Source organism: Microbacterium sp. NPDC090014, from assembly GCF_044748285.1.
GTDB lineage: Bacteria > Actinomycetota > Actinomycetes > Actinomycetales > Microbacteriaceae > Microbacterium.
The window spans coordinates 1202380-1229118 of record NZ_JBIVFS010000001.1; the positions used below are offsets into that span (position 1 = coordinate 1202380).

Consider the following 26739-nt stretch of genomic DNA (forward strand, 5'->3'; position numbering starts at 1 on the left):
CTCAGGCGATCGGCGTCGTCGTATCGATGGCCTCGCGCAGGGGACGCCGCATGACCCGCCAGTAGCTCGACGGGGCGACGCGGGTGAGCACATCGATCAGTCGCGCCTCGCGTCCGACCATCGTGCGGGCGCGGCGACGTTCGGTCGCGCGCACGATCAGCGCCGCGGCATCCGCGGGCTCCGTGTGGTACATCGCCGCCTGGGCGGCCGCGGCTCGCGCGGCGACGGCCGGCTCGATCGCCGCGGCATACCGTCCGTGCAGGATGATGCCCGTGCGCACGCCGGCGGGATACACCGCTCCCACCGTCACCGAGGTGCCGTCGAGTTCGTGGCGCAGGGCCTCGGAGAACCCGCGCACCGCGAACTTGCTCAGGGAGTAGGGGATGCGTCCCGCGGGGGCTGCCAGCGCGTAGACGCTGGCGAGGTGAGTGATGTGGGCGGCCGGCGCCGCGCGCAGGGCGGGGAGCAGCGCCTTCGTGATCGACACCGTGCCCCAGAGGTTCACATCCGTCAGCCAGCGCATCTCCTCCATGGTCAGCTGGTCGAGGTCGCCGAGCATCGAGGAGCCTGCGCACGTGATCAGAGCATTCGCCCTGGGGTGCGCCGCGGTGATCTCCGCGGCCGTGGCGAAGACGGCGTCGTCGTCGCGGAGGTCGACCACATGGGTGGTGACGATGGCGCCCGTGAGCTCGGCGGCGATGGCTGCGAGGCCGTCGGCGTTGTGGTCGATGAGCGCCAGATGCACGCGTCGGCGAGCGAGCAGCCGGGCGATGTCGGCACCCATCCCGCTCGCAGCGCCCGTGATGACCGTCGTGCTTCCGGTGAGCGTGAGACGCTTCATCGCATCCCTCCTGGCGGCGATCGGGAGAGCAGCCGGTCGTGGAGTGGGTCGGAGAGACCCGATTCCGATCCATTCTGGCCCACTGCATCCCCGAGCGATACCGGTACTCTCGAAGGGAGGAGGTAGGGGTGGGACGAACAGCGGATGCCATCGCCGAAGGCGTTGCGATCGCGACCGCTGCGGCGCGCCTCGCCGTGAAGAATCACATCCTCATCGGCACGATCGCCGAGAACGGCGTCTTCGACACGGACAAGTACGTCGCCGATGCGCGGGAAGCGCTGCGGGCGATGGCCGAGGAGTCCGAAGAGGTCGAGCGCAACCTGACCGAGCTGCGCAAACGCGCTCGCGGTCGCCATTCCGACCCCTCGGGAACCCATGACTACCGGGACCGCGACGTGCGCAACCTGCGTCGGAGGGCCAAGCAGTCGCACGGGGTCGCGACCAAGCTGCGCGACATGATGGAGGACGAGGCCGCCCTGCGCGTCATCGTCGAAGAGGCGCGCGAAGGCGCCTGGGCTGACGTGCGGCACAACCTCGATCGTCGGCTGCGCGTCGAGGGCATGCGACCCGATCAGGACCCCGATTACGACCGGATGCGCGAGGCGCGGATGCAGGCGCTGCGACTCGTCGACCTGCAGGCGCTGTCGTCTCTGCAGCGTGCGAAAGCGAAGCGGAAGAACAAGCAGAACACGCCCGACAGTGACGAGTGAGCGCTCGTTTCGCTTTCGCGTCTCGTCTGTTGTAGGCTGTTCTACGGCCCGCTGAGCGGTCCAGGAGCGCCCGTAGCTCAATGGATAGAGCATCTGACTACGGATCAGAAGGTTAGGGGTTCGAGTCCCTTCGGGCGCACATCAGCTGAAACCCCCGTCGCGAAAGCGGCGGGGGTTTTGCGTTGTCCGGCATCCATGCGGTCTCCATCTTCGGCTCCACTTTTCGGCCCTCACGCCCGTCCAGCGAACGCCCGTCCAGCGAAGGAGAACTCACGCTGTGAAGGAGCGGATGCGAGTTTCAGACCTTCGGCACGGGTGATCTCCGTCGCAGCGAGCGAGCGGGGACAAGACTGCGGGTCAGTCCCTGCGCCACATCTCGCCGAGGGTGGACGTGCGGGGGAGCAGGCGCGGCTCGAGGGTGACGCTGCGCGCCGCCGCACCGGGGTCGGCGATGCGCTCCAGCAGGAGATCTGCTGCGACGGCGCCCATCTCCTCGCCCGGCTGACTCACCGTGCTGATCGGGATCGCACTCTCGGACGCGAAGTGGTTGTTGTCGTAGCCGGTGATGGCGATGTCGTTCGGAACCGAGAATCCGGTCACCTCGTTGAGGATCTGGATGAGGCCGATGGCCACGAGATCGGATGCCGCGACGATCGCGTCGTAGGTGCCCGCACCGCGGGCGAGGATCTGCCGTCCGGCATCCCGTCCGTGCCTGATGTTCACGCCTCGCGTCTCGAGGATCTCGATGCGCGCGTCGGGGTGCGCGGCGGTCGCCTGCTCGGCGCCCTCCCAGCGCTGGTTGACGGCCGTGAGGAAACGCGGACCGCCTACGAAGAGAAGTCGTCGGCGCCCGAGCGCGATCAGGTGCGATGCGGCGAGCGCCCCGCCGTGGCGCTCGTCGACGGTGACTCCCGGGTACGCGAGAGACGGGGACTCGAAGTTCACCAGCACGGTCGGAGTGGTGCGGTTCTCGGGGTGCGGTGACTTCGCGAGCGCCGTGTCGAGAGGGGCGAGGATGATGCCGGCCACGCGCGAACGGTCGAGCAGCTCGAGGTTGTGCACCTCGCGATCGGGGTCGACGTCCGAGTTGACGATCAGCACGTCCATCTTGTGGCGCCGCAGCGCTCTCTCGGCGCCGCGCGCGATGTCGACGAAGAAGGAGTTGCCGAGGTCGGCCAGCACCAGGCCGACCGAGGTGCTGTTTCCCGCGGCGAGAGAGCGCGCAGCATCATTGCGGACGAATCCGAGCTCGGCGATGGATGACAGCACCTTGCGGCGGGTCGCCTCTCGCACCTTCTCGGGATTGTTGAGGGTGTTGGACACAGTGCCGAGGGCGACTCCCGCGTGAGCGGCGACGTCCGCCATGCTGGGCTTCGACCGCCCGGGCGGGGGAGTGTCGGTCACGTCATCCTCCTCGGCATCGTCGCCATGACCTGGCTCTTCAACTCTAGAGCATCACTATTCGTGAAGCGCTTCATTTGTGATGCGTAACTCTCTTGACAATGCCTTTTTTTCTATGGCATGGTGTGAATGAAGCGCTTCAAAAGAGGCGTCGCTCTTCAAGGAGGAACAGTGACCACAGCAATGAGGCGCGCCCGTCGCCTGGCCCCCGCAATCGCGCTCATCGGCGTCGGCGCTCTCGCGCTCTCCGCCTGCTCCGGCGGCTCCGGAGGATCGGGCTCCGAGTCCGGCGCCGGTTCCGGCGAATTCACCTATCTCGGCCAGACCGAGAACACCACGATCATCAGCACGCTCGAGACCCTCGCCGGCGACCAGTGCAAGGCTGCGGCCGACGCGGCGCCGCTGACGTCCGATGACATCTCGGGCACGCAGTGGGACCAGCAGCTCCAGCTGCTCGCGAGTCAGGACGGTCTGTCGGACATGCAGATGGCTGCCGGCACCCCCGCGCTCATGTCGGAGTTCATCGACGGGGGCAAGGTGCTCGACCTCTCCCAGGCGCTCGACGACCTGGGCGTCTCCGACCGGCTGCTGCCCGCGGCTGAATCGACGGTCAAGGCGCTCTATGGTGACGGTGCGCTGTACGCACTGCCGACCGAGTTCAACATCGAGGGGTTCTGGTACAACAAGGAGCTTCTCGAGAAGAACGACATCGAGGTGCCCGAGACGTGGGACGACCTCGTCGATGCCGCAGCCACGCTCAAGGACGCCGGCGTCCAGCCGTTCGCCACCGCGGGCAAGGACGGCTGGCCCGTCACCCGCCTCGTCGGCGACTACATCTTCCGCGCGCTCGGCCCCGACGCACTCCAGAAGGTCGCGGACGGCGATGCGAAGCTGACGGACCCCGAATACGTCGCCGCCGCAGACGCGGTCGCTGAACTCGGCAAGGCCGGATACTTCGGTGACGCCGTCGGCTCGATCGACTACAACGCCTCGATGAACCTGTTCCTCAGCGGGAAAGCCGCCTTCTACTACATGGGCAGCTGGGCGCTGGCGAACTTCAACGACGAGGAGCAGAACCAGATCGGGGTCGACAACGTCGGCTTCGCGCGCTTCCCCGCAGTCGAGGGCGGCGAGGGCAGCATCGACCAGATCCCGGCCAACGTCGGCATCCCGGTGATGTTCGCCGAGAAGAACTACGACGATGAAGCGGCCGCGTGGCTGAAGTGCATCGCTGAGGGCTACGGCGACACGGCGCTGAACGAGAGCGGTGTCGTCTCGGGCTTCGTGGTCGACAACCCTCCCGCCGATCTGCCCTCGACGACGCAGACCGTGCAGGACGAGATCGCGAACGCTCCGTCGAGCGTGCTCTGGTTCGAGGCGCTCTTCACCCCGAAGGCGACCGGCATCAGCCAGAACAACGGTGCAGGTCTCGCCAACGGCAGCCTCTCCGGCGAAGAGTTCATGACGCTCGTCCAGGCCGCCAACGACGAAGGCTGACCCACTCTCGGGGCGGGCATCCGCCCGCCCCGAGACCGTCCTCGTCGCATCAGGAGATCCACCATGCACAAAGTCCTCGGTGACAAGCGCGCCATCTTCGTCCTGCTCGGACCCGCGCTGCTCGTCTACTCCCTCGTCATGCTCGTCCCGATCGTGTGGTCGCTGTTCTACACGGTGCAGGACGGCAACCCCATCACGGGCTTCACCTTCAACGGGTTCGACAATTTCACCAAGTTCTTCCAGGACCCCGCCGCCTGGGACGCGATCTTCTTCACCCTGAAGTACGCGCTCATCCTCACCGCCCTGCAGGTGATCGTGGGCTATCTGCTCTCTCTGATGTACGTCTTCTGGCTGCGCAAGGGATCGGGGATCATCCGCACGATCGTGTTCTTCCCCGTGGTGCTCCCCACGGTGGCGGTCGCGCTGCTGTTCCAGCGACTGTTCGAGGCCGCGCCGACCGTCGGACCGGTGAACTCGTTCCTCGGGATCCTCGGCGGGCAGAACCTCGACTGGTTCGGCACTCCTGATGCCTCCTTCTGGGTGATCATCGCGATGGACCTCTGGCGGTCGATGGGCTTCTATGCCGTGCTGTTGTACGCCGGACTCGTCGACATCCCTGACGAGCTCATCGAATCGGCGCGCATCGACGGGGCATCCGGCTGGAAGCTCATCCGCACGATCGTCCTGCCGCTGTCGCTGCCCGTGCTGCTGTCATCGATCATCTTCAGCATCAACGGCACGCTGAAGGTCTTCGACACGGTCGTGGCGCTGACCAACGGCGGACCCGGCAACGCGACCACGCCGCTGACCCTGTACATGTTCCGCACCTCGTTCGCCTACGGCGACTACGGGTACGGGAGCACGATCGCCCTCATGCTGACGATCCTGTGCCTGCTGTTCACGGTCTTCATCTTCCGCTCCACCCGCCGCGATCTGACGAAGGACTGAACCAGTGAGTGCGACAACCGCCATCGTCACGGGCACCCCGCTGCCCACCCGCCGCGACGTCGATCCGAACCGTCGAGGCGCCAGAGACTTCTTCCGACGGCTGCCGATCCGGCTGCTCATCGCCGTGCTGCTCATCGTCGAGGTCTATCCGATCCTGTGGATGCTGCTCGGGTCGTTCAAGACGCAGAACGAGTTCCTCAACGAGCCGTTCTGGGCTCTGCCGCAGTCGTGGGACATCGTCAACTACATCGAGGTGTTCACCACCGGCGAGTTCGGCAAGTACATCCTCAACAGCGTCGTCGCAGTGTTCCCGTCGCTGGCGATCATCCTGGTCTTCGGCACCGCAGCCGGCTTCGCGCTCGAGGTCATGGTCTGGAAGGGGCGCGGCACGGTGCTGCTGCTCTTCCTCGCGGGCATCATGGTGCCTGCGCAGATGATCCTGCTGCCGCTGTTCACGATCTACTTCCGCACGAACATGACCGGCACGCTGTGGCCGCTCATCATCACCTACGTGGCGCTGGGGATGCCGTTGACCGTGTTCATGATGGCGACCTTCTTCCGCTCGGTGCCTCGGGAGATCTTCGAGGCGTCGACACTCGACGGCGCATCCATCTTCCGTTCGTTCTTCTCGATCGGCCTCCCGCTGGTCAAGAACGCCCTGTTCACGATCGGTCTCGTGCAGTTCTTCTTCCTCTGGAACGACCTGCTCATCGCCCTGACGTTCACCAACAGCAGCGACCTGCGCACGATCCAGGTCGGACTGCTCAACTTCACCGGAGAGTACGGAGCGGTGCAGTACGGGCCGACCTTCGCCGCGATCTCGGTCAACGTGCTCGGGACGCTGCTCATCTACGTGTTCCTCAACCAGCAGGTCATGAAGGGCCTGACCGCCGGATCGGTGAAGGGCTGACATGACGAACATCATCGAGATCTGGCTGGAGAACAGGCGCGGAGGCAAGACTCTCGGCATCGGCGAAACCGAACCACGGATCTCCTTCGTGGCGGATGCTGCGGCCGACGCCTTCGAACTGGAGTTCGTCGCCGACGACGGAACGGTGCGCGCCGAGCGCACGACGTCGACGCAGCGCGTCGCCTGGCCGTTCGCGCCTCTCGCGCCACGCGCCGGGGGAGACCTGCGCATCCGCGCCCTCGATTCCGGCCCCTGGAGCGAAACGGTGCGGATCGAGTCCGGGCTCGGTGACGACTGGCAGGTCGACTTCGCCTCGCCCTCGGTCGTGGCCGACCGCACGGCACCGCGGCCCGCGTATCTGCTGCGGGCTGCCATCGCCGAGGGTGCACTGCCCGGCGACATCGTGCGGGCCCGGATCCACTCCACGGCGCACGGCGTGTACGAGCTCGAGGTCAACGGCGAGCGCATCGGGGACGACGTGCTCGCACCGGGGTGGACGAGCTACGGCCATCGTCTGCGCTACCAGACGCACGACGTCACCGCGGCGCTTCGTGCCGGAGAGAACGTGATCGGCGCATGGCTCGCCGACGGCTGGTACCGCGGCCACATCGGGTTCGACGGGGGCGTGTGGGACATCTACGGATCGGATGTCGCGCTGCTCGCGCAGCTCGAGGTCACCACGGCGGACGGTGTCACTCGACAGGTGGCCCTCGAGTGGCTCACGGCGCCGTCGCCGATCACCGCGGTCGGGTTGTATGAGGGCGAGAGCTTCGATGCGCGGTTGACGGAGGACGGCTGGTCCGCGCCGGGATTCGACGCCTCCAGCTGGAGTCCGGCGGCCATGTTGCCCCGAACCGATTTCCCGGCGGCGATCGAACCGCCGACCGCTCTGCCGGTGCAGGAGACCGAGACGCTGCGCCCGGTCACGGTCGAGCGTCAGCCGAGCGGCCGCATCCGCCTCGACTTCGGTCAGAACATCTCGGGGGTGCTCCGTATCCGGGTGCGAGCGGATGCCGGTCACACCGTGACGCTCCACCACGCGGAGGTCATCGAGAACGGCGAACTCGGCATCCGTCCGCTCCGGGCGGCGACATCGGTCGACAGCTACACCGCCGCGGGTTCGGGTGAGGAGATCTACACCCCTCGCTTCACGATCCACGGCTTCCAGTACGCCGAGCTCGAGAACTGGCCGGGCGAGCTCCGCGACGGAGACGTCGAGGCGGTGGTGATCCACACCGGCATGCGGCGCACCGGCTGGTTCGAGTCGTCGAACGACGGGCTCGACAGGCTGCACTCGAACGTCGTGTGGAGCATGCGCGACAACTTCGTCGATCTGCCGACCGACTGCCCGCAGCGTGACGAGCGCGTGGGGTGGACCGGCGACATCCAGGTGTTCGCGCCCACCGCGCTGCGCCTGTTCGCGGCCCACGGCACTCTCACCGGATGGCTGCGCGACCTCGCTGTCGAGCAGGCTGATCAGGGGCACGTACCCAACTTCGTACCGTGGGTCGAGTGCGGCTTCCCGAACTTCCCGACGGCCGCGTGGGGCGATGCGGCCGTGATCGTGCCGTGGGAGATGTACCGCAACGACGGCGACATCCGGATCCTCTCCGACCAGTACCCGAGCATGCGCGCCTGGGTCGACCTGGTCGACGAGCTCACCGATCACACAGGACTCTGGAACACCGGCTTCCAGCTGGGCGACTGGCTCGACCCGACCGCACCACCGGAGGACCCCGGCAAGTCCCACACCGACAAGTACCTGGTCGCGACGGCCTATCACGTGCGCACGGCGCGCATCGTGGCCGACGCGGCTGCTCTGCTCGGCGAGGAGGCGGATGCCGCGCACTATCGCGGTGTCGCGGAACGAGCGTCCCGGGCCTTCCAGGATGAATTCCTCAGCGACAGCGGCCGCGTGGTCAGCGACACTCCGACCTCGATCGCCGTCGCGCTGGTGTTCGAGCTCTTCGAGAACGAGGAGCAGGTGCGGCGGGCCGGTTCGCGGCTGCAGGAGCTCGTCGGAGCGGGCGGCTTCCACATCTCGACCGGTTTCGTCGGCACCCCGATCATCTGCGATGCGCTGGTGCGCGCCGGGAGCATGGACTACGCCTATCACCTGCTGCTGCAGGACGAGCTGCCGTCTTGGCTGTATCCGGTCAGCATGGGAGCGACGACGATCTGGGAGCGCTGGGACAGCATGCTGCCGGACGGATCCATCAACCCCGGCGACATGACGTCGTTCAACCACTACGCGCTCGGAGCCGTCGCCGACTTCCTGCACCGGGTGGTCGCGGGGCTCGCGGCGGATGCGCCCGGGTGGGAGAGGATCCGCTTCGAGCCGCGGCCGGGCGGTCGTCTCGAGCACGCGAGGGCGCGGTACGACAGCGTTCGCGGCACGGCGTCGATCGCGTGGCGGCGTGACGGCGAGCGCCTGTCCATCGACGTCGAGGTGCCCGCGGCATCCGTCGGCGTGCTCGTTCTTCCGGGATCCGCGGAGGAGATCCCCGTCGGCCCCGGGCGCCACTCGTTCACCACGACGTTCCGCGCCGTGGAGGACGACCCCGAACGGCCGTTCTTCGGCTGGCGCAGACCGGAGCCCGTTCTCGAGACCGAGGGAGCAGCATGACTCAGCAGCACATCCGGCCGGGGCAGGTGTGGCTCGACACGAAAGGCGAGCGCATCCACGCCCACGGCGGATCCGTCATCACCGTCGACGGCGTGCACTACTGGTACGGCGAGAACAAGGAGTTCTCGACGCCGGGGAGCGGGATCTGGCACTGGGGAGTGCGGTGCTACTCGTCGATCGACCTCGTGAACTGGGACGACCGGGGTGTCATCATCCCGCCGGACGAGGACGACGAGTCCTCACCGCTGCATCCGACTCAGGGGCTCGACCGACCGCACATCATCTTCAACGCCGAGACCCGCACGTACGTGTGCTGGGTCAAGGTCATGACGAAGGGATCGGTTCAGCGCTCGACGGTGCTCACCAGTGACAGCATCCTCGGTCCGTACGAGATCCAGCGCACCTGGCTGCGTCCGCTCGACATGAGCGCCGGGGATTTCGATCTGGTCGTCGATCCGCACGACGGCAAGGGGTACTACTACTTCGAACGGGTGCATTTCGAGATGATCTGCGCCGACCTCACCAGCGACTACACCGATGTCACCGGGTACTACTCGACCCACTTCCCGCAGCCGCAGCCGCCGTACGTGCGCGAGGCTCCGGCGCACTTCCAGCGCGGCGGACTGCACTACCTGCTGACCTCCGGCACCACGGGGTACTACCCGAACCCGTCCGAGTCGGCGGTGGCGCGAAGCTATCACGGTCCGTTCGAGGTGCTCGGCGACCTGCATCCGGGCGACGAGTCGCGCACCTCGTACCACTCCCAGATCTCATCGGTGTTCCGGCATCCAGGAAAGAAGGACCTCTATATCGCCGTCGCCGATCGGTGGCTGCCGCGGTATCTCGAGCACGGCGACCGCGCGCGACAGGCGTTCATCGAGCATTTCGCACCGGGGAGGGACGGCGACGAGCCGATGGAGGAATTCGCCTACGTCGACACCTCGATCGCCGACTACGTCTGGCTGCCGATCCGATTCGAGGGCGACCGGCCGATCATCGACTGGCGCGACGAGTGGTCTCCCGACGAGTACGAGGACGCCTGAGCGACCTCAGTCGAGCAGGCTCGTGATGGCAGGGTCTCGGCGGGCGACCTCAGCGGCCGTGCCGACGATCACGTGACGCATCGCGGCCACCGCGACGGCCGGCGTGACGTCCGCACGGTGGGCCAGGCTCACCGTGCGCCTCATCATCGGGTGCGAGATCCTGACCGACCGCAGCGCCGGCTGATCGAGCAGCACCATCGCCGGAACCACGGCCACGCCGACGCCTCGTTCGACGAAGCGGAGCAGCGCGTCCATCTCGGCGCCCTCGAGGACGAAGTTCGGGGTCAGCCCTGCCGAGCGGAAGGCTGCATCTGTCGTCGCCCGCAGCTCATAGGTCTCGTCGAGCGCGATCAGCGGCAGGGTGGCGAGGTGGGCGAGGCTCATCACCGTGGAGGTCGAGACGGGAGGCTCGGATGCCGCGGACACGACCACCAGCTCTTCGGTCAGCAGCGGCATGCGCGTCAGGCTGAAGCCCGACGGCGGCGGACCTTCCGACTCCGTGATGAGCGCGATGTCGACGGCACCCACGGCCAGCTGATCGACGAGCAGCCTCGACCCACTCTCGGTGAGGTGCAGGTCGACGCCCGGGTGGGCGGCGTGGAAGGTGCTGATCGCCTCGGCGACGAGGCTGATGCAGAGGGTGGGCGGTGCGCCGAGTCGCACGCGGCCACGGCGGAGTCCGGCGAGTTCGGCCATCTCCTCGCGGATCGCGTCGGACTCGGCGAGCATGCGCTGAGCGCGGGGGAGCAGGGCCTCTCCGGCGGCGGTGAGTCCGATGTGCCCGCGCGCCCGGTGGAAGAGCTCGGCGCCGAGCTCGCGTTCGAGTGTGGAGATCTGTCGGCTCAGCGACGGCTGGGCGAGGTGCAGGTGCTCGGAGGCGCGGGTGAAATGGCCGAGGCGGGCGACCTCGACGAACCCGCGGAGCTGCTCGAGGTTCATGTTTTCAGTGTATCGATACCAGTAGAACAATGCATTGGAGTTATCGGGGCGCCGTACTTAGCGTGGAAGGCATGAGCACTCGCGAACGTCAGATCTCCACCACGGTCCTGGTCATCGGCACCGGCGGCTCCGGGCTGCGGGCGGCGATCGAGGTCGCCGAGCACGGCATCGACGTCCTTGCCGTCGGCAAGCGCCCGCGCCAGGACGCGCACACCTCGCTCGCCGCCGGCGGCATCAACGCCGCGCTGGGCACCATGGACGAGGCCGACAGCTGGCAGCAGCACGCCGCCGACACGATCAAGGAGAGCTACCTGCTCGCCAACCCGCACACGGTCGAGATCGTGACGCAGGGGGCCGAGCGCGGCATCCGGGATCTCGAGCGCTGGGGCATGGACTTCGCCCGCGAGGACGACGGCCGCATCTCGCAGCGGTTCTTCGGGGCGCACACCTTCCGTCGCACGGCCTTCGCCGGCGACTACACGGGTCTCGAGATCCAGCGCACCCTCGTCGCGAAGGCCGAACAGCTCGAGGTGCCGATCCTCGACCACGTCTACATCACGCGTCTGCTCGTGCGCGACAACGTCGTCTTCGGCGCCTACGGCTTCGACCAGTCGGACGGCACGCGCTACCTCATCCACGCGGATGCCGTGATCCTCGCCGCGGGCGGGCACAACCGCATCTGGCGCCGCACCTCGTCACGACGGGACGAGAACACCGGAGACTCGTTCCGGCTCGCGGTCGATGCGGGCGCCCGCCTGCGGGACCCGGAGCTCGTGCAGTTCCACCCGTCCGGGATCATCGAGCCCGAGAACGCCGCCGGGACCCTGATCTCGGAGGCGGCCCGCGGCGAGGGCGGGATCCTGCGCAACGCCCTCGGTGAGCGCTTCATGTCGAAGTACGATCCGGAGCGCATGGAGCTCTCGACACGCGACCGTGTCGCGCTCGCCGCGTACACCGAGATCGCCGAAGGGCGGGGCACCGAGAACGGCGGCGTCTGGCTCGACGTCTCGCATCTGCCGCGCGAGACGATCATGACCCGTCTGCCCCGCGTCTACCAGACGATGATGGAGTTGCAGATGCTCGACATCACGACCGATCCGATCGAGATCGCGCCCACCGCGCACTACTCGATGGGTGGCGTGTGGGTGCGTCCCGACGACCACCAGACCGACGTCGACGGGCTCTACGCGATCGGCGAGGCATCGAGCGGCCTGCACGGAGCCAACCGCCTCGGCGGCAATTCGCTCATCGAGCTGCTCGTCTACGGGCGCATCGTCGGGCAGGCGGCCATGGCGCATGCCGCGGGGCTCGACGCTCAGCGCCGCTCGGCGGACGCGGTCGCCCAGGCCCGCGCCGAGATCGATGACCTCCTCACGGCCGACGGTCGCGAGAATGTGCGAGCCCTGCAGCGCGCGATCCGCAACACCATGACCCAGCACGCCGGTGTCGTGCGGTCGGAGGACGGACTCCGTGCCGGCCTCGCCGAACTCGACATGATCGAGGGGCGGATGGAGGACATCGGCATCCACCCGGACATCGCCGGATTCCAGGATCTCGCGCATGCCTTCGACCTCAAGGCATCGGCGCTCGCCGCCCGAGCCACTCTCGAGGCGGCGCTGGAGCGTCGGGAGACGCGCGGATGTCACAACCGCAGCGACTACCCCGACACCGACCCGACGCTGCAGGTCAACCTCGTCTGGTCGCCGACCGGCGGAGTCACGCGCGAGTCGATCCCGGAGATCCCCGCCGAGATCGCCGAGCTCATGCGCGAGGTCGACACCGAGGGCAAGCTCGTCGAATAGCCGCATCCGAACTCGCTCCCGTCGCAGGGTGCATCGCGACGGGAGCGGTGGGGTGGTCGAGCGAGGTAGGAGTCGCTCAGTCGCCCTCGTCGGTCTCCGGACCGTCGATGACCCCGATCCCGACCGCCTCATGGTCGGGCTCGGGGTCGTTTCGCGACGGAGCCTTGGGCTCTTCCGAGGGCTCCTTCTCGGTGCTCGGCTCTTCGAGTTCGTCGTTGCTCGGAACCTCCGACGGATCCGCGTCTTCGGGGGACTCCGCCTCCGCCGGCTTCTCGGCGGTGTTCGCCGGATCCTTGAACTCGCCGGCATCGCCGGACGAGGGCGTCGGAGTGGGAGTCTGGGCCTCGGGGTCGAGGCCGGAGGTCGGGTCCTGCTCGGGCGTGCTGTTCGTCATGATCGTCCCTTTCGCATCGAGTGCACCCCCAGCATCCGTCCGCGGCTGCGAGGCGAGAAGGGCCTTGACGACAGCCTCCGGAGCGTCCGTCTTCCTGCGCACGACGTAGGCTGAGGAGGTGACAGCGTACGTCTCGGCCTTCGATCTCTTCTCCATCGGAGTGGGCCCCTCGAGCTCCCACACGGTCGGGCCGATGCGGGCGGCCCTCGCGTTCGCTCAGCGCCTGCGCTCGTCCGGAGCTCTCGATCGCGTCGCCCGCATCGCATGCACGCTGTACGGCTCTCTCGGCGCCACCGGAATCGGTCACGGCACGCCGGATGCGGTCGTCGCGGGCCTTCGCGGGCTGTCGCCGGAGAGCTGCGACCCGGCCGACGTGCGCGCCGCCTGGACCGACCTTCGCGACGGCGCCACGGTCCGCGTCGACCGGGTCCATGAGATCCCGTTCTCGAAGGCCGACATCGTCTTCGAGCCGCGAACCCGGATGCCCGGTCATCCGAACGCGATGACCATCACCGCCCGGGACGATGCCGGCGGTGTCGTCGCCGAAGAGACCTATTACTCCGTCGGCGGCGGGTTCATCCGCCGGGACGGCGAGGAGGCGAAGCTCGCCTCGGCCCCACTGCCCTACTCGTATGCCGACGCCGCGTCGCTGCTCGCACTGTGCGACGAGCACGGACTGTCGATCGCCGAGATCGCGCGACTCAACGAGACCGCTGAGCGCTCGGAAGAAGAGGTCGCCGCCGGACTCGATGCGATCTGGGACGCCATGGCTGCGTGCGTCGAGAACGGACTGCACTCGGACGGCGTCCTGCCGGGGATGCTCAAGGTCAAGAGGCGGGCGAGCATGATCCGCGCGCAGCTCGAGGAGGCGGAGGCCGACGGTCATCGCGAGCTGCCGGGAGAGTGGCTCGGTGCCTTCGCGCTCGCGGTCAACGAAGAGAACGCGGCGGGCGGTCGCGTCGTCACGGCGCCGACCAACGGCGCGGCCGGCATCCTCCCCGCCGTCGCGATGTACTGGTGGCGGTTCCTGGCGGATTCGGGCCTCGGTGCGGGCAATGCCGTGACGCCGTACGGAGAACTCGTCGGCAGTGCGCTGCTCGGCTTCGACGGCACGCGGGCGATCGAGGCGGCGCAGGCCGAGGATGACGACGCCGTCGCCGACGCGAACCGCCGCCGTGGCATCCGTCGGTTCCTCCTCACGGCCACGGCGCTGGGCTCGCTGTTCAAGGCCAACGCCTCGATCTCGGGGGCCGAGGGCGGCTGCCAGGCCGAGGTCGGCTCGGCCTGCGCGATGGCTGCCGGAGGGCTCACCGCCGTGATGGGCGGCACCAACCGGCAGATCGAGAACGCCGCCGAGATCGCGATGGAGCACCACCTCGGGCTCACCTGCGATCCGATCGGCGGCCTCGTGCAGATTCCGTGCATCGAGCGCAATGCGATCGCCGCGTCGACGGCGGTCACTGCCGCCCGTCTGGCGCTGCGCGGCGACGGCAGCCACTACGTCTCCCTCGACGCGGTGGTCGAGACGATGCGCCAGACCGGAATCGACATGTCGACCAAGTACAAGGAGACCAGCGAGGGTGGTCTCGCGGTCAACGTCATCGAGTGCTGAGTCACTCCGAGCGCGTCGGTGGCTGCGGATAGCCTCCTCTGAGGAGGCGCGCATGGAATCGATCTGGACCCCGGGCAGTCGCAGGCGGCGGGAGCAGCCCATCGTCGCCGTGCGCGCGAATGGTGACGCGCCGGATTCCGGCCGCATGTGGCCTACCACCATTCCCGCCGTCGCCCAGGTGCTCGAGGAAGGCATCGATCTCGCTCCCGGGGTGACCTTCCTCGTCGGCGAGAACGGCAGCGGCAAGTCGACGATCGTCGAGGGCATCGCCGTCGCCTACGGGCTCTCGCCCGAGGGAGGGTCCCGCCAGGCGATGCACAGCACGCGCCCCAGCGAGTCGCCGCTGTCGGAGTGGCTGCAGCTGCAGCGCGGAGTCGGAGCCAACCGCTGGGGATTCTTCCTGCGAGCCGAGACGATGCACTCGTTCTACACCTACCTCGAAGAGAATCCCTCCGCGAGGGGCGACGTGGCGTTCCACGAGATGAGCCACGGCGAGTCCTTCCTCGCTCTGCTCGACAGCCGATTCGATGAACCCGGCTTCTACTGTCTCGACGAGCCAGAGGCAGCGCTCTCGTTCCAGTCCACCCTCGCCCTCATCGCGGTGCTGCAGCGCATCGTCGACGACGGGGGTCAGGTGCTGTGCGCGACGCACTCGCCGGTGCTCGCCGCGCTGCCGGGAGCTCGCATCCTCGAAGTGGGGGAGTGGGGCATCCGTCCCGCCGAGTGGAACGACCTCGAGCTGGTGAACCACTGGCGGTCGTTCCTGCAGGACCCGCCGCGGTACCTGCGGCATCTGCTCGACTGAGGGGAGCGCGCAGATCTGGTCGTAGGCTGGCGCCATGACCGAGCAGCGTGCGCCCAAGAAGCGCGGGCGTCCGCGTGGCGTGTCCGATGCGCGCGAACGCATCATCGCCGCCGCAGTCGACGAGTTCGGCGAGCACGGATACGACGGCACGACGGTGCGCTCGATCGCGGCTCGTGCCGACGTCGACTCGGCGCTCGTGCACCACTACTTCGGCACGAAGGCAGACCTCTTCGCTGAGGCGGTCGGCATTCCGCTGCGCCCCGACATCGACGTGCCGGCCATCGTCGCGGGTCCGCGTGACGCCGTCGGCGAGCGTCTCGTGCGGTACGTGCTCGAGGCCTTCGAGCAGCCCGACATCCGTCGCCGCGGCGTCATGCTCATTCGGACGGCGATCGGCAGCCGGCTCACCACGCCCCTTCTCGCGGGGTTCCTCTCGCGCGAACTCATCGGCCGGATCGCGAAGACGCTCGGCGTCGCGGATGCCGAGCTGCGTGCCACACTCGTCGCCTCGCAGATCGCCGGCCTGCTGCTCACGCGCTACGTGCTGCGGCTCGCGCCGATCGCCTCGGCATCCGTCGATGACATCGTCTCGCGGGTCGGACCGACCGTGCAGCGCTACCTCTTCGAATAGCGCGGGCCACGCGCCGCACTGCCGCCTGCATCCCGCCTCGGCTTCGGCACGAGTACCCGTTGACCCCGCGACTCGCGCGGCGCATAATTCATCACATGATGAATAAAGCGGCGGTCGAGATCTCGGGGCTGCGAGTGCGACGGGGAAGGACGCAGGTCTTCGACGGTGTCGACCTGGTGATCCCCCGGGGCGAGATCACCGGCTTGCTGGGTCCCTCGGGATGCGGCAAGACCACGCTGATGCGCTCGATCGTGGGTGTGCAGCGGATCGCCGCCGGCACGGTGACGGTGCTGGGAGAACCGGGCGGATCGCCGCGGCTGCGGCATCGGGTGGCGTACGGAACACAGGGTGCCGCCGTGTACGGCGATCTCACCGTCCGGCAGAACCTCTCGTACTTCGCGGCGGTGCTGAAAGCACCGAAGGGCGACGTCGACCGGGTGCTCGACGAGGTCGGGCTTCGGGCGCAGGCCGCCCAGCTCGTCGACTCGCTCAGCGGTGGCCAGGCGACGCGCATCTCGCTGGGGATGGCACTGATCGGATCCCCCGAGCTCATCGTCCTCGACGAACCCACGGTCGGCCTCGACCCCGTGCTGCGCGCCGAACTGTGGGACCTGTTCCGCGGCCTCGCCGCGCGCGGCGTCACCATGATCGTCTCGAGTCACGTGATGGACGAGGCGCTGCGATGCGATCGGCTCGTGCTGATGCGGGGCGGGCGGATCATCGCCGACACGGACCCATCCGGACTCCTCGCCGACACGGGCACGACGGAGCCCGAGGCGGCGTTCCTCGCCCTGATCGAGCGGGACAGCCGAGCGACCGGGGGTCCAGCGGCGGGCAGCACCCGGCGCGCACGGCGGGAGGCCTCGGAATGAACGGCGGTCGGATGCTCGCCACCGCCGCCCGGGTGCTCGGACAGCTGCGGCACGATCCTCGCTCGATCGCGCTGATGCTGATCGCGCCGAGCCTGCTGGTCGGACTCTTCGCGTGGCTCTTCAGCGATCAGGACGGCGTGTTCGATCAGTTCGGGGGAGCGATCCTCGCGCTGTTCCCATTCATCGTGATGTTCCTGATCACCTCGATCACCACCCTGCGGGAGCGACGCTCCGGCACCCTCGAACGTCTGATGACCACTCCGCTCGGCAAGGCCGACTTCATTCTCGGCTATGCCCTGGCGTTCGGGCTGATGGCGCTGCTGCAGGCGATCATCACCGTGTCGTTCGCGGTCGGCGTCTGCGGGCTCGACGTCGAGGGTGAGCTCTGGCAGCTCGGGCTCGTCGCCGTCGTCGACGCTCTCCTGGGCACCGCGCTTGGGCTCCTCGCGAGCGCGTTCGCGCAGACCGAGTTCCAGGCGGTGCAGTTCATGCCGCTGCTCGTCTTCCCGCAGATCATCCTCGGCGGGCTCTTCATGCCGCGCGATCAGATGCCCGACGCGTTGTACGCCATCTCGGACTGGCTGCCGCTGAGCTATGCGATCGACACGATCAACGCCGTCACGGCCGGCGACGAGGGGTGGGACGTGTACGGACCCCTGCTGGTCGTCGTCGCCTTCGGAGTCGGGGCGCTCGTCCTCGCATCGCTGACCCTGCGACGTCGCACCGCGTGAGGCAGGGTCAGTGCGCGGCGCGGTTCTTGGTGTGCTTCGTGGGCGCGGCCGCCCACGGGTCCTCCGGCCAAGGATGCCTCGGGTAGCGCCCTCGCATCTCCGCGCGAACCTGGGCATAGGGGCCCGACCAGAACGAGGCGAGGTCGTCGGTGACCGCGAGAGGGCGCCCCGCGGGCGACAGCAGGTGGAACAGCACCGGCACGCGTCCGTCGACCAGTCGAGGGGTCTCGGCCCAGCCGAAGCACTCCTGCAGCTTCACGGCGACGACCGGGGGTGCCGAGGTGTCGTCCGGGTCGGGGTAGGTGATGCGGATACGGGATCCGCTCGGCACCGCGAGGCGCTCGGGTGCGAGCTCGTCGAGGCGCGCCGCCTCGGGCCAGGGCAGCAGTCGACGCAGAGCCGAGGACAGATCCACTCGCGCTGCGGGGGTGCCGCCCGCCAGGGCGTCGAGCTCGGGAGCGAGCCAGTCATCGAGAGTGCCGAGCAGCCCGGCATCCGACACGTCGGGCCACGGGCCGCCGAGCTCTCGCCGCAGCAGGGCCAATCGGCGTCGGAACGCGGTCGCGGCATCCGACCAGGCGAACCTGCCGAGCCCGTCGCGCAGGACCGCGCGGCGCACGGCATCCCGCCCCTCTTGAGCAGAGGGGCGCACGGGCGAGGACGAACGCAGGATCGCACCGACGCGGCGCTCACGGCGGGCCTGCACGCGACCTCCCGTGAACTCCGCCTCGACTCGGTCGGTCAGCAGGTGGCTCGCAGCGCGTTCCATCTGGGCTTCCGTGAGCACAGCCGCGGATCGGATGATCGCGCCTGACCCTGCCGCCACTCGCGCCGTGGCCCGCGCGACGTCGGCGACCGCGAGCCACTCGACTGCGGCGAGCGGGCCAGTCACTCCGGCACGGGTTCCGGACGCCAGGAGGAAGACCGCTCCGTCGGCGGTGCGCTCGACGCGATGCGCGATCCGGTCGGGGAACGCGAGTGCGATCACGAGTCCGACGCCGTCGAGACTCGATCGCACGTCCCCCGCCGGAGCGACCATGCGCTCGAGGCGGTTCGCGTCGTCACGCCAGCGGCGAACGTCCGGTGTCCGTCCGCCGCGCAGGGCGATGAGCGCCTGTGCGACGTCGGCCTCGGCGATGCGCAGGTCGCCGCCGAGCACGGCGACGACCTCTGCGGCGAGACGGCTGCCGACGACCGAGCCGCCGTCACGGAGAGCGCGGGCGAGCCGGGGGTCGGCGGGGATCCGGGCGAGAGCTCGACCCTCGGCCGTGGCGCGGCCCTCGTCGTCGATCGCGCCGAGACCGCGCAGCACCGAGACGGCATCGGCCAGGTTGTCTCGGGGCGGCGGGTCGATCATGCGCAGGCCTTCTGCACCCGGGGCACCCCAGCAGGCGAGCAGCAGGGCGGCATCCGCGAGGTCGGTCACCGCGATCTCGGGTGTCGGGCGGGCCGGGGCGGCCGCATAGGTGCGTTCGTCGACGCAGCGGATGACGATGCCCGGGCCCTGGCGCGTGGCGCGACCGGCGCGCTGCACGCATGACGAGCGCGACGCGGCAGTCGTGACCAGACCCGTCATGCCGCGCGCGGCATCACGTTGCGGATGCCGCGACAGACAGCTGTCGACGACGAGGCGCACTCCGGGCACGGTGAGCGACGACTCCGCGAGCGAGGTCGTCACGATGATGCGCGGAGGCTCATCCGGTCGACGCCCGCGGATCACGGCATCCTGCTCCGCCGCGGGGATCTGACCGTGCAGCTCTCGCACGTCGAACGCCGCGCTCGCATCGCGGATGCGGCGGGCGATCTCCGACACCTCCCGCGCGCCCGGGGCGAACACCAGCACATCGGCCCGAGGGTGCTCGCAGACCAGCTCGAGTGCGGCCGCTGTCGTCGTGCGTGCGACGTGGTCGAGGAAGCCCCAGGTGACACCGCGCTCATCCAGGCGCGGCGTCGGGCTGGGAGCCCAGCGCTCGGTGAGAGGGAACGCCGGCACAGCGTGGTCGACGATCGGCGCGGGCAGGTCGTCGGTGCCGAGGACGGAGGCGATGCGCGCGGCATCCAGCGTCGCCGACATGGCGACGACCACGAGGTCGTCGCGCAGCTCGCGGACCTCCGAGAGCAGGCCGATCAGCAGGTCGGTCTCGAGTGCGCGCTCGTGCACCTCGTCGAGGATGACGGCATCCACACCGTCGAGGCCGGGGTCGTCGATCATGCGACGCAGCAGCACTCCGGCGGTGACGAACTCGATGCGGGTCGCCGCACCTGCCGAGCGCTCGCCGCGCACGGTGAAGCCCACGCGGGTGCCGAGCGTCGAGCCGTCGAGATGAGCGAGGCGGCGGGCTGCGGCGCGAGCCGCGACGCGGCGAGGCTGGGTGACGATCACGCGCCCGGACGACCGTGACGCCAGCAGCGGCGGCACGAGAGTGGTCTTGCCCGTGCCGGGCGGGGCGCTCACGACCACTGATCCGCTCCCGTCGAGCGCGGCCCCGAGTTCGTCCAGCGCGGCCGCGAACGAGAGCCCGGCGCCGATGGCGGCGAGGTCGAAGGCGGCGGCGGTCATTCCCTCAGTCTGCCTGGTCTCCGGAGTCATCGAGCACGGGTGGCGGAGACGACGGATGCCGCGACCGAATCGGCCGCGGCATCCGCTGTGCGCTGTGTGCTGACTACTCCGCTGCGGGAGCCGGAGGTGCCGGCGGCGGCGGGGTGGTCGGCGCAGACTGGCGGGTCGGCGTCGACGGTGCGGATGCCGCAGCCACGCCTTCGCCGATCCCGCGACCCACGGCCTGGCCCTGGATGATCGACGCGAGGTCGAGGCCCGTCGCCGCGCTGACGCTGTCGAACACCGACTTGAGTGCCTTCGCGCTGTCGGCGCCGACGACGCTCGACGCGCCGTCCTCGCCGGAGCCGCCGATGATCGAGACGCTGCCGATCGCGGCGTAGCCCTTCGAGAACTCGGCCATGATCGACGGCAGGGTGTCGAGCACCCGCTGCGACAGGAACGCGTCCTGGTTCGAGGCGATGGCCTTCGCCTCTGCCTCGACGGCGGCGGCTCGCGCCTCACCCTCGGCGCGGATGGCGTCTGCTTCGGCGTTCGCGCGCAGTCGGCGGGCCTCGGACTCGGCCTCGGCCTGCGCACGCAGTGCGTCGGCCTCACCGGTGGCTCGGGCGATCGCGGCTGCGGCCTCACCGTCGGCCTTGGCCTTGTCGGCCTGCGCCTGCTGCTCGGCGATGCGGGTGCGGGCCTCGGCCTGCTTCACCTGCTCGATCGCTCCGGCCTCCGCCGCACGCTCACGCGTGTAGAGCTCGGCCTGTGCCCGGGTCTCTGCCTCATAGCGCTGTGCGTCGGCGACGCGCTTGACGTCGGCGTCGAGCTGGGCCTGGCGGTTCTCCGCCTGCTGCTGCAGCACGGCCTGCTGAGCCTGCTCGCGGGCGAGATTCTCGGCCTGCTCGGCCTCGGCGCGAGCCCGACCGATGCCGGCGTTGGCGTTGGCGGTGTTCGTGTCGAGAGCCGTCTGCTCGACCAGGTTGGCTTCCTGGTTGGCGATGTTCTTCTGGTTGATCGCGCGGTCGGCGTTGGTCTGCGAGATCTCGGCAGACTGACGCTTCGCCTGGATCTCGGGAGCACCGAGCGACTGGATGTAGCCGACCTTGTCGGTGATGCCCTTGATCTGGAACGAGTCGAGGATCAGACCCTGCTCGGCGAGCTCCTGCGAGACGTCGGCGGCGATCTGGTCGGAGAATTTCTTGCGCTCGCGCATGAGCTCGACGACAGACAGCGTCGCGACGATTCCACGGAGCGCACCTTCGAGCTGCTCAGTGGTGAACTGCTCGATCGCCTTGTCCTGCGAGGCGAAACGCTCGGCGGCGCGGCGCACGAGGATGGGGTCGGAGCCGATCTTCACGATGGCGACGCCGTCGACGTTGAGGGTGACGCTGTCGAGCGACTGGGCCTCGGCGTTGAGCGACACCTGACGCGAGCGCAGCGAGATGATCTCGTGGCGCTGGGTGATCGGGTTGACGAGGGACTTGCCGTTCACGATGACCGTGACGGGCGACTCCGACATCTCGTCTCTGGTCGTGCCGTCGGCCGAGATGACGGCCCGCTGCACCTTCTGCTTGCGCCCCGAGATGACGAGCGCCTCATCGGCGCGAGCCACCTTGATCCAGCTGCGTGCGAACAGCAGCAGGATGAGCAGGACGACGATAGCGATGGCTATGCCGATCCCGACGATGATCAGGATGCCGACGATTCCGGCGATCTCCATGGATGACCTCCCTGGTTCCCCCCGAGGGGGCGGTCGTGGATGCCGGCGCGGCCGCGCGGGCGTTCACGCTCCACCCTGCCAGAAAAGAGGGGAGGGTGTCGGGGCGGGATGCCGCCGGATCTCGGCGATGCGGAGGAGATCTGCGATACGGAGGAGGCTCAGCGCCGCGACATCCTCCGTGCGGCGGAAACCCTCCGTATGCGCCGAGCTCGTTCGGTCAGCGACCGCGGATTGGAGCGTGCGTCGGGGTCAGCGACCGCGGAGCTTCTCCGCCAGATCGCGGAGCGTCTTCAGCTCGGCGTCGTCGAGGCGCGACATCCGCTCGGCGATCGACCGGCCATGCACCGTGGCGACGCTGCGGAACTGGCGCACACCCGCGTCGGTGGCCCTGATCAGCGCACCGCGCCCGTCGTCGGGGTCGGGGCACTTCGAGACGAGTCCGCGGGCGACCATGCGGTCGACGAGGCGCGAGACGCTCGGCTGGCTGATCAGCATGTTCGCCGTGACGTCGCGCAGGCGGGCCGACATGCCGGGGGAGCGGGTCACCGTGAGTAGCACGTCATACTCCGCCTGCCCGAGATCGGTGTCATCGAAGTCGGTGTTCATCTCCGTGAACAGCTCGTGCTGTGCACGGAACAGGCTCTCCCAGGCCTCGAGGGCGAGCTTGCGATCGGTCATGGAGAACAGCGTACTGGCAACAGTAAAGGGCCGGTCGGAGAGGCTCCCGACCGGCCCTTGTCCCTTGCACCAAGAGTGTCCTGCAATCACATGCGGTGTATGCCACAGCAAACATTCACCGTGCGATCACTCTATAACGGCGAGATAACGAATGCAACGGTTTGGTCACGGAAATCTCGAAGGGCCTGCGCAGCGATCCGGCTGAGGGCAGGCGAAGATGGTGATGTCTCCTGAACAGGGGACGACGCGCTCGCCGCCGACAGCCTTCCCATTCGCTCTCATGCGCACCCCGACACCGGAGACACACGATGAACCCCGAGATCATCACCTTCCTCATACTCGGTGCGGCCGTGATCGCGTTCGTGTCGAACCGCATCCCGATGGTCATCGTCGCGATGGCGGTGCCCGTCGCTCTGTGGGCGACGGGAGTGCTCTCGCTCGGCGACGCCTTCGCCGGGTTCGGCGATCCCATCGTCCTGTTCATCGTCGCTCTGTTCATCGTCAGTGAGGCGCTGGATGCCACGGGCGTCACGTCGTGGGTGGGACGGCAGCTCATGCGCCGCGCCGGCAAGAGCCGTTCGCGCCTGCTGCTCATCGTGTGTCTGCTGGCCGCCGTGCTGTCGGCGGTGATCAGCATCAACGGTGCCGTGGCTGCCCTCCTTCCGATCGTGGTGCTCGTCGCGGTACGGGCAGGCATCGCGCCGTCGCGCATGCTCCTCCCGCTCGCATTCGCCGCCGGAGCGGGGTCGCTCCTCACGCTCACCGGAACGCCGGTCAACATCCTCGTGTCCGAGGCGGCTGCGGAGGCCGGTGGGCGTGCGTTCGGGTATTTCGAGTTCGCGATCGTCGGCATCCCGATGGTCGTCCTGACGGTCGTGCTCGTGCTCGCGCTCGGAGACAGGCTCCTGCCCGAGCGCGTTCCGGACCGTCTCGAGGAGCCCGCCGACCCGAGTCACGATGCACGCGCCTGGCGCGAGACGTATGACGTCGCGCTCGATACGGGCAGCCTCTTCACGGTCGGCGAGGGCGTCGCGGAGGTGCTCATCGGGCCGAGGTCGAGCCTGATCGGCCGGGTCGTCTCGCCCGGGATGACGACGCGACAGGAGGACCTGGTGATCCTCGCGCTCCGGCACGGCAGCCGTCCGGGCGATGTGGGCGGAAGGGCGACCGGCGCGGTCACGCTGCAGGCGGGTGACTCCGTGCTCGTCCAGGGGCCGTGGGAGGCACTGCACCGCTATACGAGCTCACCCGATGTGATTCCGGTCAGCTCGCCCCAGCAGATGCAGCGGACAGTGCCGCTCGGCCGGGGTGCGCGGCGCGCGCTGGTGATCCTCGGAGCGATGGTCGTGCTCCTCGCCACGGGTGTCGTCCCGCCCGTCATCGCTGGCCTTCTCGCGGCCGGTGCCCTCATCGTCACGCGGGTGCTCACCGTGACGCAGACCTTCTCGGCGATCTCGTGGCCCACTGTCACGCTCATCGCCGGGATGATCCCGCTGTCATCGGCGTTCGTCTCCACCGGCGCCGCCGATCTCGTCGGCGACGCGGTTCTCCAGCTGGTCGGCAACACCTCGCCCCATCTCGCTCTGCTCACCATCTGCGTCGCGTCGGTGATCCTCGGGCAGTTCATCTCGAACGTGGCGACCGTGCTCGTCATCGCGCCGATCGCGGTGTCGGTCGCATCGAGCATGGGCGTCAGCGTGCAGCCGTTCATGATGGCGCTCACGGTCGTCGGAGCGGCTGCGTTCCTGACGCCGATCGCGACACCCGTGAATCTCATGGTCATGCAGCCCGCCGGCTACCGATTCGGTGACTACTGGCGTCTCGGTCTTCCACTCGTCGCGATCTACGTCGCCGTCGCGGTGCTCTACGTCCCGCTCATCTGGCCGTTCTGACTCCCGATCACGCGGCGTCACCGCACGAGGTGCGCGAGTTCCGGCCGACCGCCCAGCCGTGCCACGGTCGACGCGGCAGCCCGTGCAGCGAGATCCGCGACGCGATCCATCGACCACCCGTTCGCGATACCCCGCACGAGTCCCACGAAGAATGCGTCGCCGCCTCCCGTGCGGTCCACCACGGTCTCCTCATCGTCATGTGCGCGGTAGGCGCTGCCGTCCTCCCAGACGACGAGGTCGCCTTCGCCTGCCACCTCCACGGCCGCTATGCGGGGTCCGCGAGCGAGCAGCCACCGGCACGCCTCGTGAGCCGAGTCCAGGTTCGACACGGCGATCCCCGTCAGTCCTTCGGCTTCCGTGGCGTCGGCACGCACGACGTCCGCTCCGGCGAGCAGTTCGTCGCGAACCTCCGGCTCGGGCGCTCCGTCGAGCGCCACCGTCGCGTCCGCTCGTCGCGCGATCATCAGAGCGGCCGACAGTGCATCGCCCGGTTGCTGAGACTGCAGACAGATCGTGCCTGCACGGCTGACCGCGCTCGCCGATGCCTCGACATCCGCGACGGTCAACAGCGACGTCGGCGGGACGTGCTCGAGCAGCATGCGCCGCGATGCCGGATCGACGACGTCCACCAGCACGGCCGAGCCCCCGCGCCGCACCACCCCGCAGACATCGATCGCGTCGTGCAGCAGGGCGGTGACGAGCCGCTCTCCGATGTCGTCCTCTCCGACCACGCCGACGATCGCGACCGAACCCCCGAGCTGACGAAGGCCTACGGCCTGGTTCGCGCCTTTGCCGCCGAGGAGCCGTCGCAGCTCCGAGACGCTGACGGACTCATCCGGCTCGGGGAGCGCATCGCCCCTGAGGACCAGATCCTGGGCGATCTGGCCGAACACCGCGAAGCGGTCTCTTCTCTCCGACATGCGTGCGCCGCCCTTCGACCGTCGTGACAGCACGAGGCTAAGCGTCGACGACGCCGACCGAGAGGGCATTGCGCGAGCGGGGCGCCGCTGTTAGCCGCGATGTCGAGCGCGATGCTGCGGGTCATCACCGATGCGCTCGGTTCGCTCCGGGCTGGGGGATGCGCAGCACCACGTTTCCCCGCTTGCGGCCGGTGTCGACATAGCGGTGCGCCTCGACGATGTCGGCCAGCTCGAAGGTCCTGTCGATGACGGCCCGGAAGCGACCGGAATCCGCGAGGCTCACGAGGTGGGCGAGGTCCTCCGCGCCCGGCGTGCCGACGTTCCAGGTGACGAGCTTTCCCGACCGGCGAGTGTGCCCGCGGCTCGTCAGCATCGACCGCAGATCGCTGATGACGAGCAGCAGCGCACCGCCGGGGTTGATGAGTGTCTCCACCCGGCTGAAAGGGGCATTGCCGACGCAGTCGACGATCACGTCGTACGTGTCGCCCCCCGCCGCGAACTCCTCGCGGGTGTAGTCGATGACCCGATCGGCGCCGAGGGACGCGACCAGTGGGACGTTGCCGCCGCTCGTGACGGCGGTGACGTCTGCTCCGAGCTGCTTCGCGAGTTGTATCGCGGCAGTGCCGACCGCGCCGGATGCTCCGTTGACGAGCACGGAGGTGCCGGGGCCGATCGCGACCTGGGCGAAGAAGCACTGCGCGGTGATGCCGCCGAACACCAGCGTCACCGCCTCTTCGAAGCTCATCGTGTCGGGAGCTCTGGTGATCGGGCCGTCGGCAGACAGGCGCACGTACTCGGCATGACCGCCGAACGCTCCGCCGGTCGAGGCGATCACCCTGTCGCCGGGTGCGAAGGCGGTGACGCCCGAGCCGACAGCCGCGACGACGCCCGCGGCATCCATGCCCAGGATCGGCCGACTGGGACGGAACACGCCGAGTCCGACTGCGGCGAGCACCCCGAGGCCGGCCGGGATGTCCCGAGCGCGGGCGCGATGATCGCCGACGCTCACGGTGCTCGCGTGCACGCGGATGAGCACATCGCCGGGCCGGGGCGTGGGGACCGCCCGCTGTTCGAGGCGGACCTCCTCAGGGGCGCCGAAGCGGTGGTAGACGGCCGCGGTCATGGTCGTGTCAGTGGTCATGTCTCGATGCTTGTCGTCCCGGGGATGCTCGTCATCGGCCAGGAAGCCCGGATCCGCTCGGCCGAAAGTACGGTTCCGAGT

At 68.8% G+C, this 26739-nt stretch carries 22 protein-coding genes and 1 tRNA gene; 14 read left to right on the forward strand and 9 right to left on the reverse strand.

The annotated features are described in order from the left end of the window. Position 1: 1 nt before the first annotated feature. A complete protein-coding gene (locus tag ACIPV5_RS05685) occupies positions 2-841 on the reverse strand; it encodes an SDR family oxidoreductase (protein ID WP_187249955.1) in 840 nt (279 codons plus the stop codon). Positions 842-969: 128 nt separating this feature from the next. Between ACIPV5_RS05685 and ACIPV5_RS05690 the strand changes: the two genes are divergently transcribed. Both ACIPV5_RS05690 and ACIPV5_RS05695 read left to right on the forward strand, forming a co-directional pair. Next, the gene (locus ACIPV5_RS05690) at positions 970-1551 is read left to right on the forward strand and encodes an asparagine synthase (RefSeq protein ID WP_072590748.1); all 582 of its coding nucleotides are present in this window, start codon (positions 970-972) and stop codon (positions 1549-1551) included. A 66-nt stretch (positions 1552-1617) separates the two neighbouring features. Further along, positions 1618-1690: transfer RNA gene (locus tag ACIPV5_RS05695), tRNA-Arg, on the forward strand. A gap of 218 nt (positions 1691-1908) precedes the next feature. Here the strand turns inward: ACIPV5_RS05695 and ACIPV5_RS05700 are convergent. After that, positions 1909-2955, reverse strand: a complete 1047-nt coding sequence (locus ACIPV5_RS05700) for a LacI family DNA-binding transcriptional regulator (protein ID WP_315985304.1) — start codon at positions 2953-2955, stop codon at positions 1909-1911. Positions 2956-3123: 168 nt separating this feature from the next. Between ACIPV5_RS05700 and ACIPV5_RS05705 the strand changes: the two genes are divergently transcribed. The 5 genes from ACIPV5_RS05705 (at position 3124) to ACIPV5_RS05725 (ending at position 9976) form a co-directional block, all read left to right on the forward strand. Further along, the gene (locus tag ACIPV5_RS05705; protein WP_400340274.1) at positions 3124-4449 is read left to right on the forward strand and encodes an ABC transporter substrate-binding protein; all 1326 of its coding nucleotides are present in this window, start codon (positions 3124-3126) and stop codon (positions 4447-4449) included. Between the two features lie 63 nt (positions 4450-4512). Then, positions 4513-5397: a carbohydrate ABC transporter permease gene (locus ACIPV5_RS05710; RefSeq protein WP_053098799.1), complete on the forward strand. Its 885-nt coding sequence runs from the start codon at positions 4513-4515 to the stop codon at positions 5395-5397. Between the two features lie 4 nt (positions 5398-5401). Continuing rightward, positions 5402-6307, forward strand: a complete 906-nt coding sequence (locus ACIPV5_RS05715) for a carbohydrate ABC transporter permease (protein ID WP_230101259.1) — start codon at positions 5402-5404, stop codon at positions 6305-6307. A gap of 1 nt (position 6308) precedes the next feature. Next, positions 6309-8933 carry a family 78 glycoside hydrolase catalytic domain gene (locus tag ACIPV5_RS05720; protein ID WP_400340275.1) on the forward strand — a complete coding sequence of 875 codons (2625 nt, stop codon included), beginning with the start codon at positions 6309-6311 and terminating at the stop codon, positions 8931-8933. Next, complete coding sequence (locus tag ACIPV5_RS05725; RefSeq protein WP_400340277.1) at positions 8930-9976, forward strand: family 43 glycosylhydrolase; 1047 nt, start codon at positions 8930-8932, stop codon at positions 9974-9976. Before ACIPV5_RS05720 ends, ACIPV5_RS05725 begins: the two co-directional genes overlap by 4 nt. Positions 9977-9982: 6 nt before the next feature. On the opposite strand, the gene ACIPV5_RS05730 is transcribed toward ACIPV5_RS05725, so the two are convergent. Continuing rightward, complete coding sequence (locus ACIPV5_RS05730) at positions 9983-10915, reverse strand: LysR family transcriptional regulator (RefSeq protein ID WP_056276933.1); 933 nt, start codon at positions 10913-10915, stop codon at positions 9983-9985. Positions 10916-10986: 71 nt separating this feature from the next. Between ACIPV5_RS05730 and ACIPV5_RS05735 the strand changes: the two genes are divergently transcribed. Beyond that, complete coding sequence (locus ACIPV5_RS05735) at positions 10987-12717, forward strand: FAD-binding protein (RefSeq protein ID WP_285365186.1); 1731 nt, start codon at positions 10987-10989, stop codon at positions 12715-12717. Between the two features lie 76 nt (positions 12718-12793). Here ACIPV5_RS05735 and ACIPV5_RS05740 read toward each other — a convergent pair whose 3' ends face one another. Further along, positions 12794-13111: a hypothetical protein gene (locus tag ACIPV5_RS05740; protein ID WP_072592208.1), complete on the reverse strand. Its 318-nt coding sequence runs from the start codon at positions 13109-13111 to the stop codon at positions 12794-12796. A 118-nt stretch (positions 13112-13229) separates the two neighbouring features. On the opposite strand from ACIPV5_RS05740, the gene ACIPV5_RS05745 reads away from it, so the two are divergent. The 5 genes from ACIPV5_RS05745 (at position 13230) to ACIPV5_RS05765 (ending at position 17762) form a co-directional block, all read left to right on the forward strand. Further along, complete coding sequence (locus ACIPV5_RS05745; RefSeq protein WP_400340279.1) at positions 13230-14723, forward strand: L-serine ammonia-lyase, iron-sulfur-dependent, subunit alpha; 1494 nt, start codon at positions 13230-13232, stop codon at positions 14721-14723. 52 nt (positions 14724-14775) lie between these two features. After that, positions 14776-15528 carry an AAA family ATPase gene (locus ACIPV5_RS05750; protein WP_056276942.1) on the forward strand — a complete coding sequence of 251 codons (753 nt, stop codon included), beginning with the start codon at positions 14776-14778 and terminating at the stop codon, positions 15526-15528. A gap of 34 nt (positions 15529-15562) precedes the next feature. After that, positions 15563-16159, forward strand: a complete 597-nt coding sequence (locus tag ACIPV5_RS05755; protein ID WP_320490876.1) for a TetR family transcriptional regulator — start codon at positions 15563-15565, stop codon at positions 16157-16159. A gap of 95 nt (positions 16160-16254) precedes the next feature. After that, positions 16255-17031 carry an ABC transporter ATP-binding protein gene (locus ACIPV5_RS05760; RefSeq protein ID WP_400340281.1) on the forward strand — a complete coding sequence of 259 codons (777 nt, stop codon included), beginning with the start codon at positions 16255-16257 and terminating at the stop codon, positions 17029-17031. Continuing rightward, positions 17028-17762 (forward strand): ABC transporter permease, encoded by a 735-nt coding sequence (locus ACIPV5_RS05765; RefSeq protein WP_400340282.1) that lies wholly within the window; start codon positions 17028-17030, stop codon positions 17760-17762. The genes ACIPV5_RS05760 and ACIPV5_RS05765 overlap by 4 nt, the downstream gene beginning before the upstream one ends. Before the next feature lie 7 nt (positions 17763-17769). Here ACIPV5_RS05765 and hrpB read toward each other — a convergent pair whose 3' ends face one another. From hrpB to ACIPV5_RS05780, 3 genes are all read right to left on the reverse strand, one after another. Beyond that, on the reverse strand, positions 17770-20322 hold the full coding sequence (gene hrpB, locus ACIPV5_RS05770) for an ATP-dependent helicase HrpB (RefSeq protein ID WP_400340284.1): 2553 nt from the start codon (positions 20320-20322) through the stop codon (positions 17770-17772). 103 nt (positions 20323-20425) lie between these two features. Next, positions 20426-22027, reverse strand: a complete 1602-nt coding sequence (locus ACIPV5_RS05775) for an SPFH domain-containing protein (RefSeq protein ID WP_053098808.1) — start codon at positions 22025-22027, stop codon at positions 20426-20428. A gap of 249 nt (positions 22028-22276) precedes the next feature. Continuing rightward, positions 22277-22705 carry a MarR family winged helix-turn-helix transcriptional regulator gene (locus tag ACIPV5_RS05780; RefSeq protein ID WP_053098809.1) on the reverse strand — a complete coding sequence of 143 codons (429 nt, stop codon included), beginning with the start codon at positions 22703-22705 and terminating at the stop codon, positions 22277-22279. A 308-nt stretch (positions 22706-23013) separates the two neighbouring features. On the opposite strand from ACIPV5_RS05780, the gene ACIPV5_RS05785 reads away from it, so the two are divergent. After that, a complete protein-coding gene (locus ACIPV5_RS05785; RefSeq protein ID WP_400340287.1) occupies positions 23014-24597 on the forward strand; it encodes an SLC13 family permease in 1584 nt (527 codons plus the stop codon). A gap of 17 nt (positions 24598-24614) precedes the next feature. Here ACIPV5_RS05785 and ACIPV5_RS05790 read toward each other — a convergent pair whose 3' ends face one another. Then, positions 24615-25517 (reverse strand): PfkB family carbohydrate kinase, encoded by a 903-nt coding sequence (locus ACIPV5_RS05790; protein ID WP_400340289.1) that lies wholly within the window; start codon positions 25515-25517, stop codon positions 24615-24617. Between the two features lie 124 nt (positions 25518-25641). After that, complete coding sequence (locus ACIPV5_RS05795; RefSeq protein WP_400340290.1) at positions 25642-26658, reverse strand: NAD(P)-dependent alcohol dehydrogenase; 1017 nt, start codon at positions 26656-26658, stop codon at positions 25642-25644. Between the last annotated feature and the right edge of the window lie 81 nt (positions 26659-26739).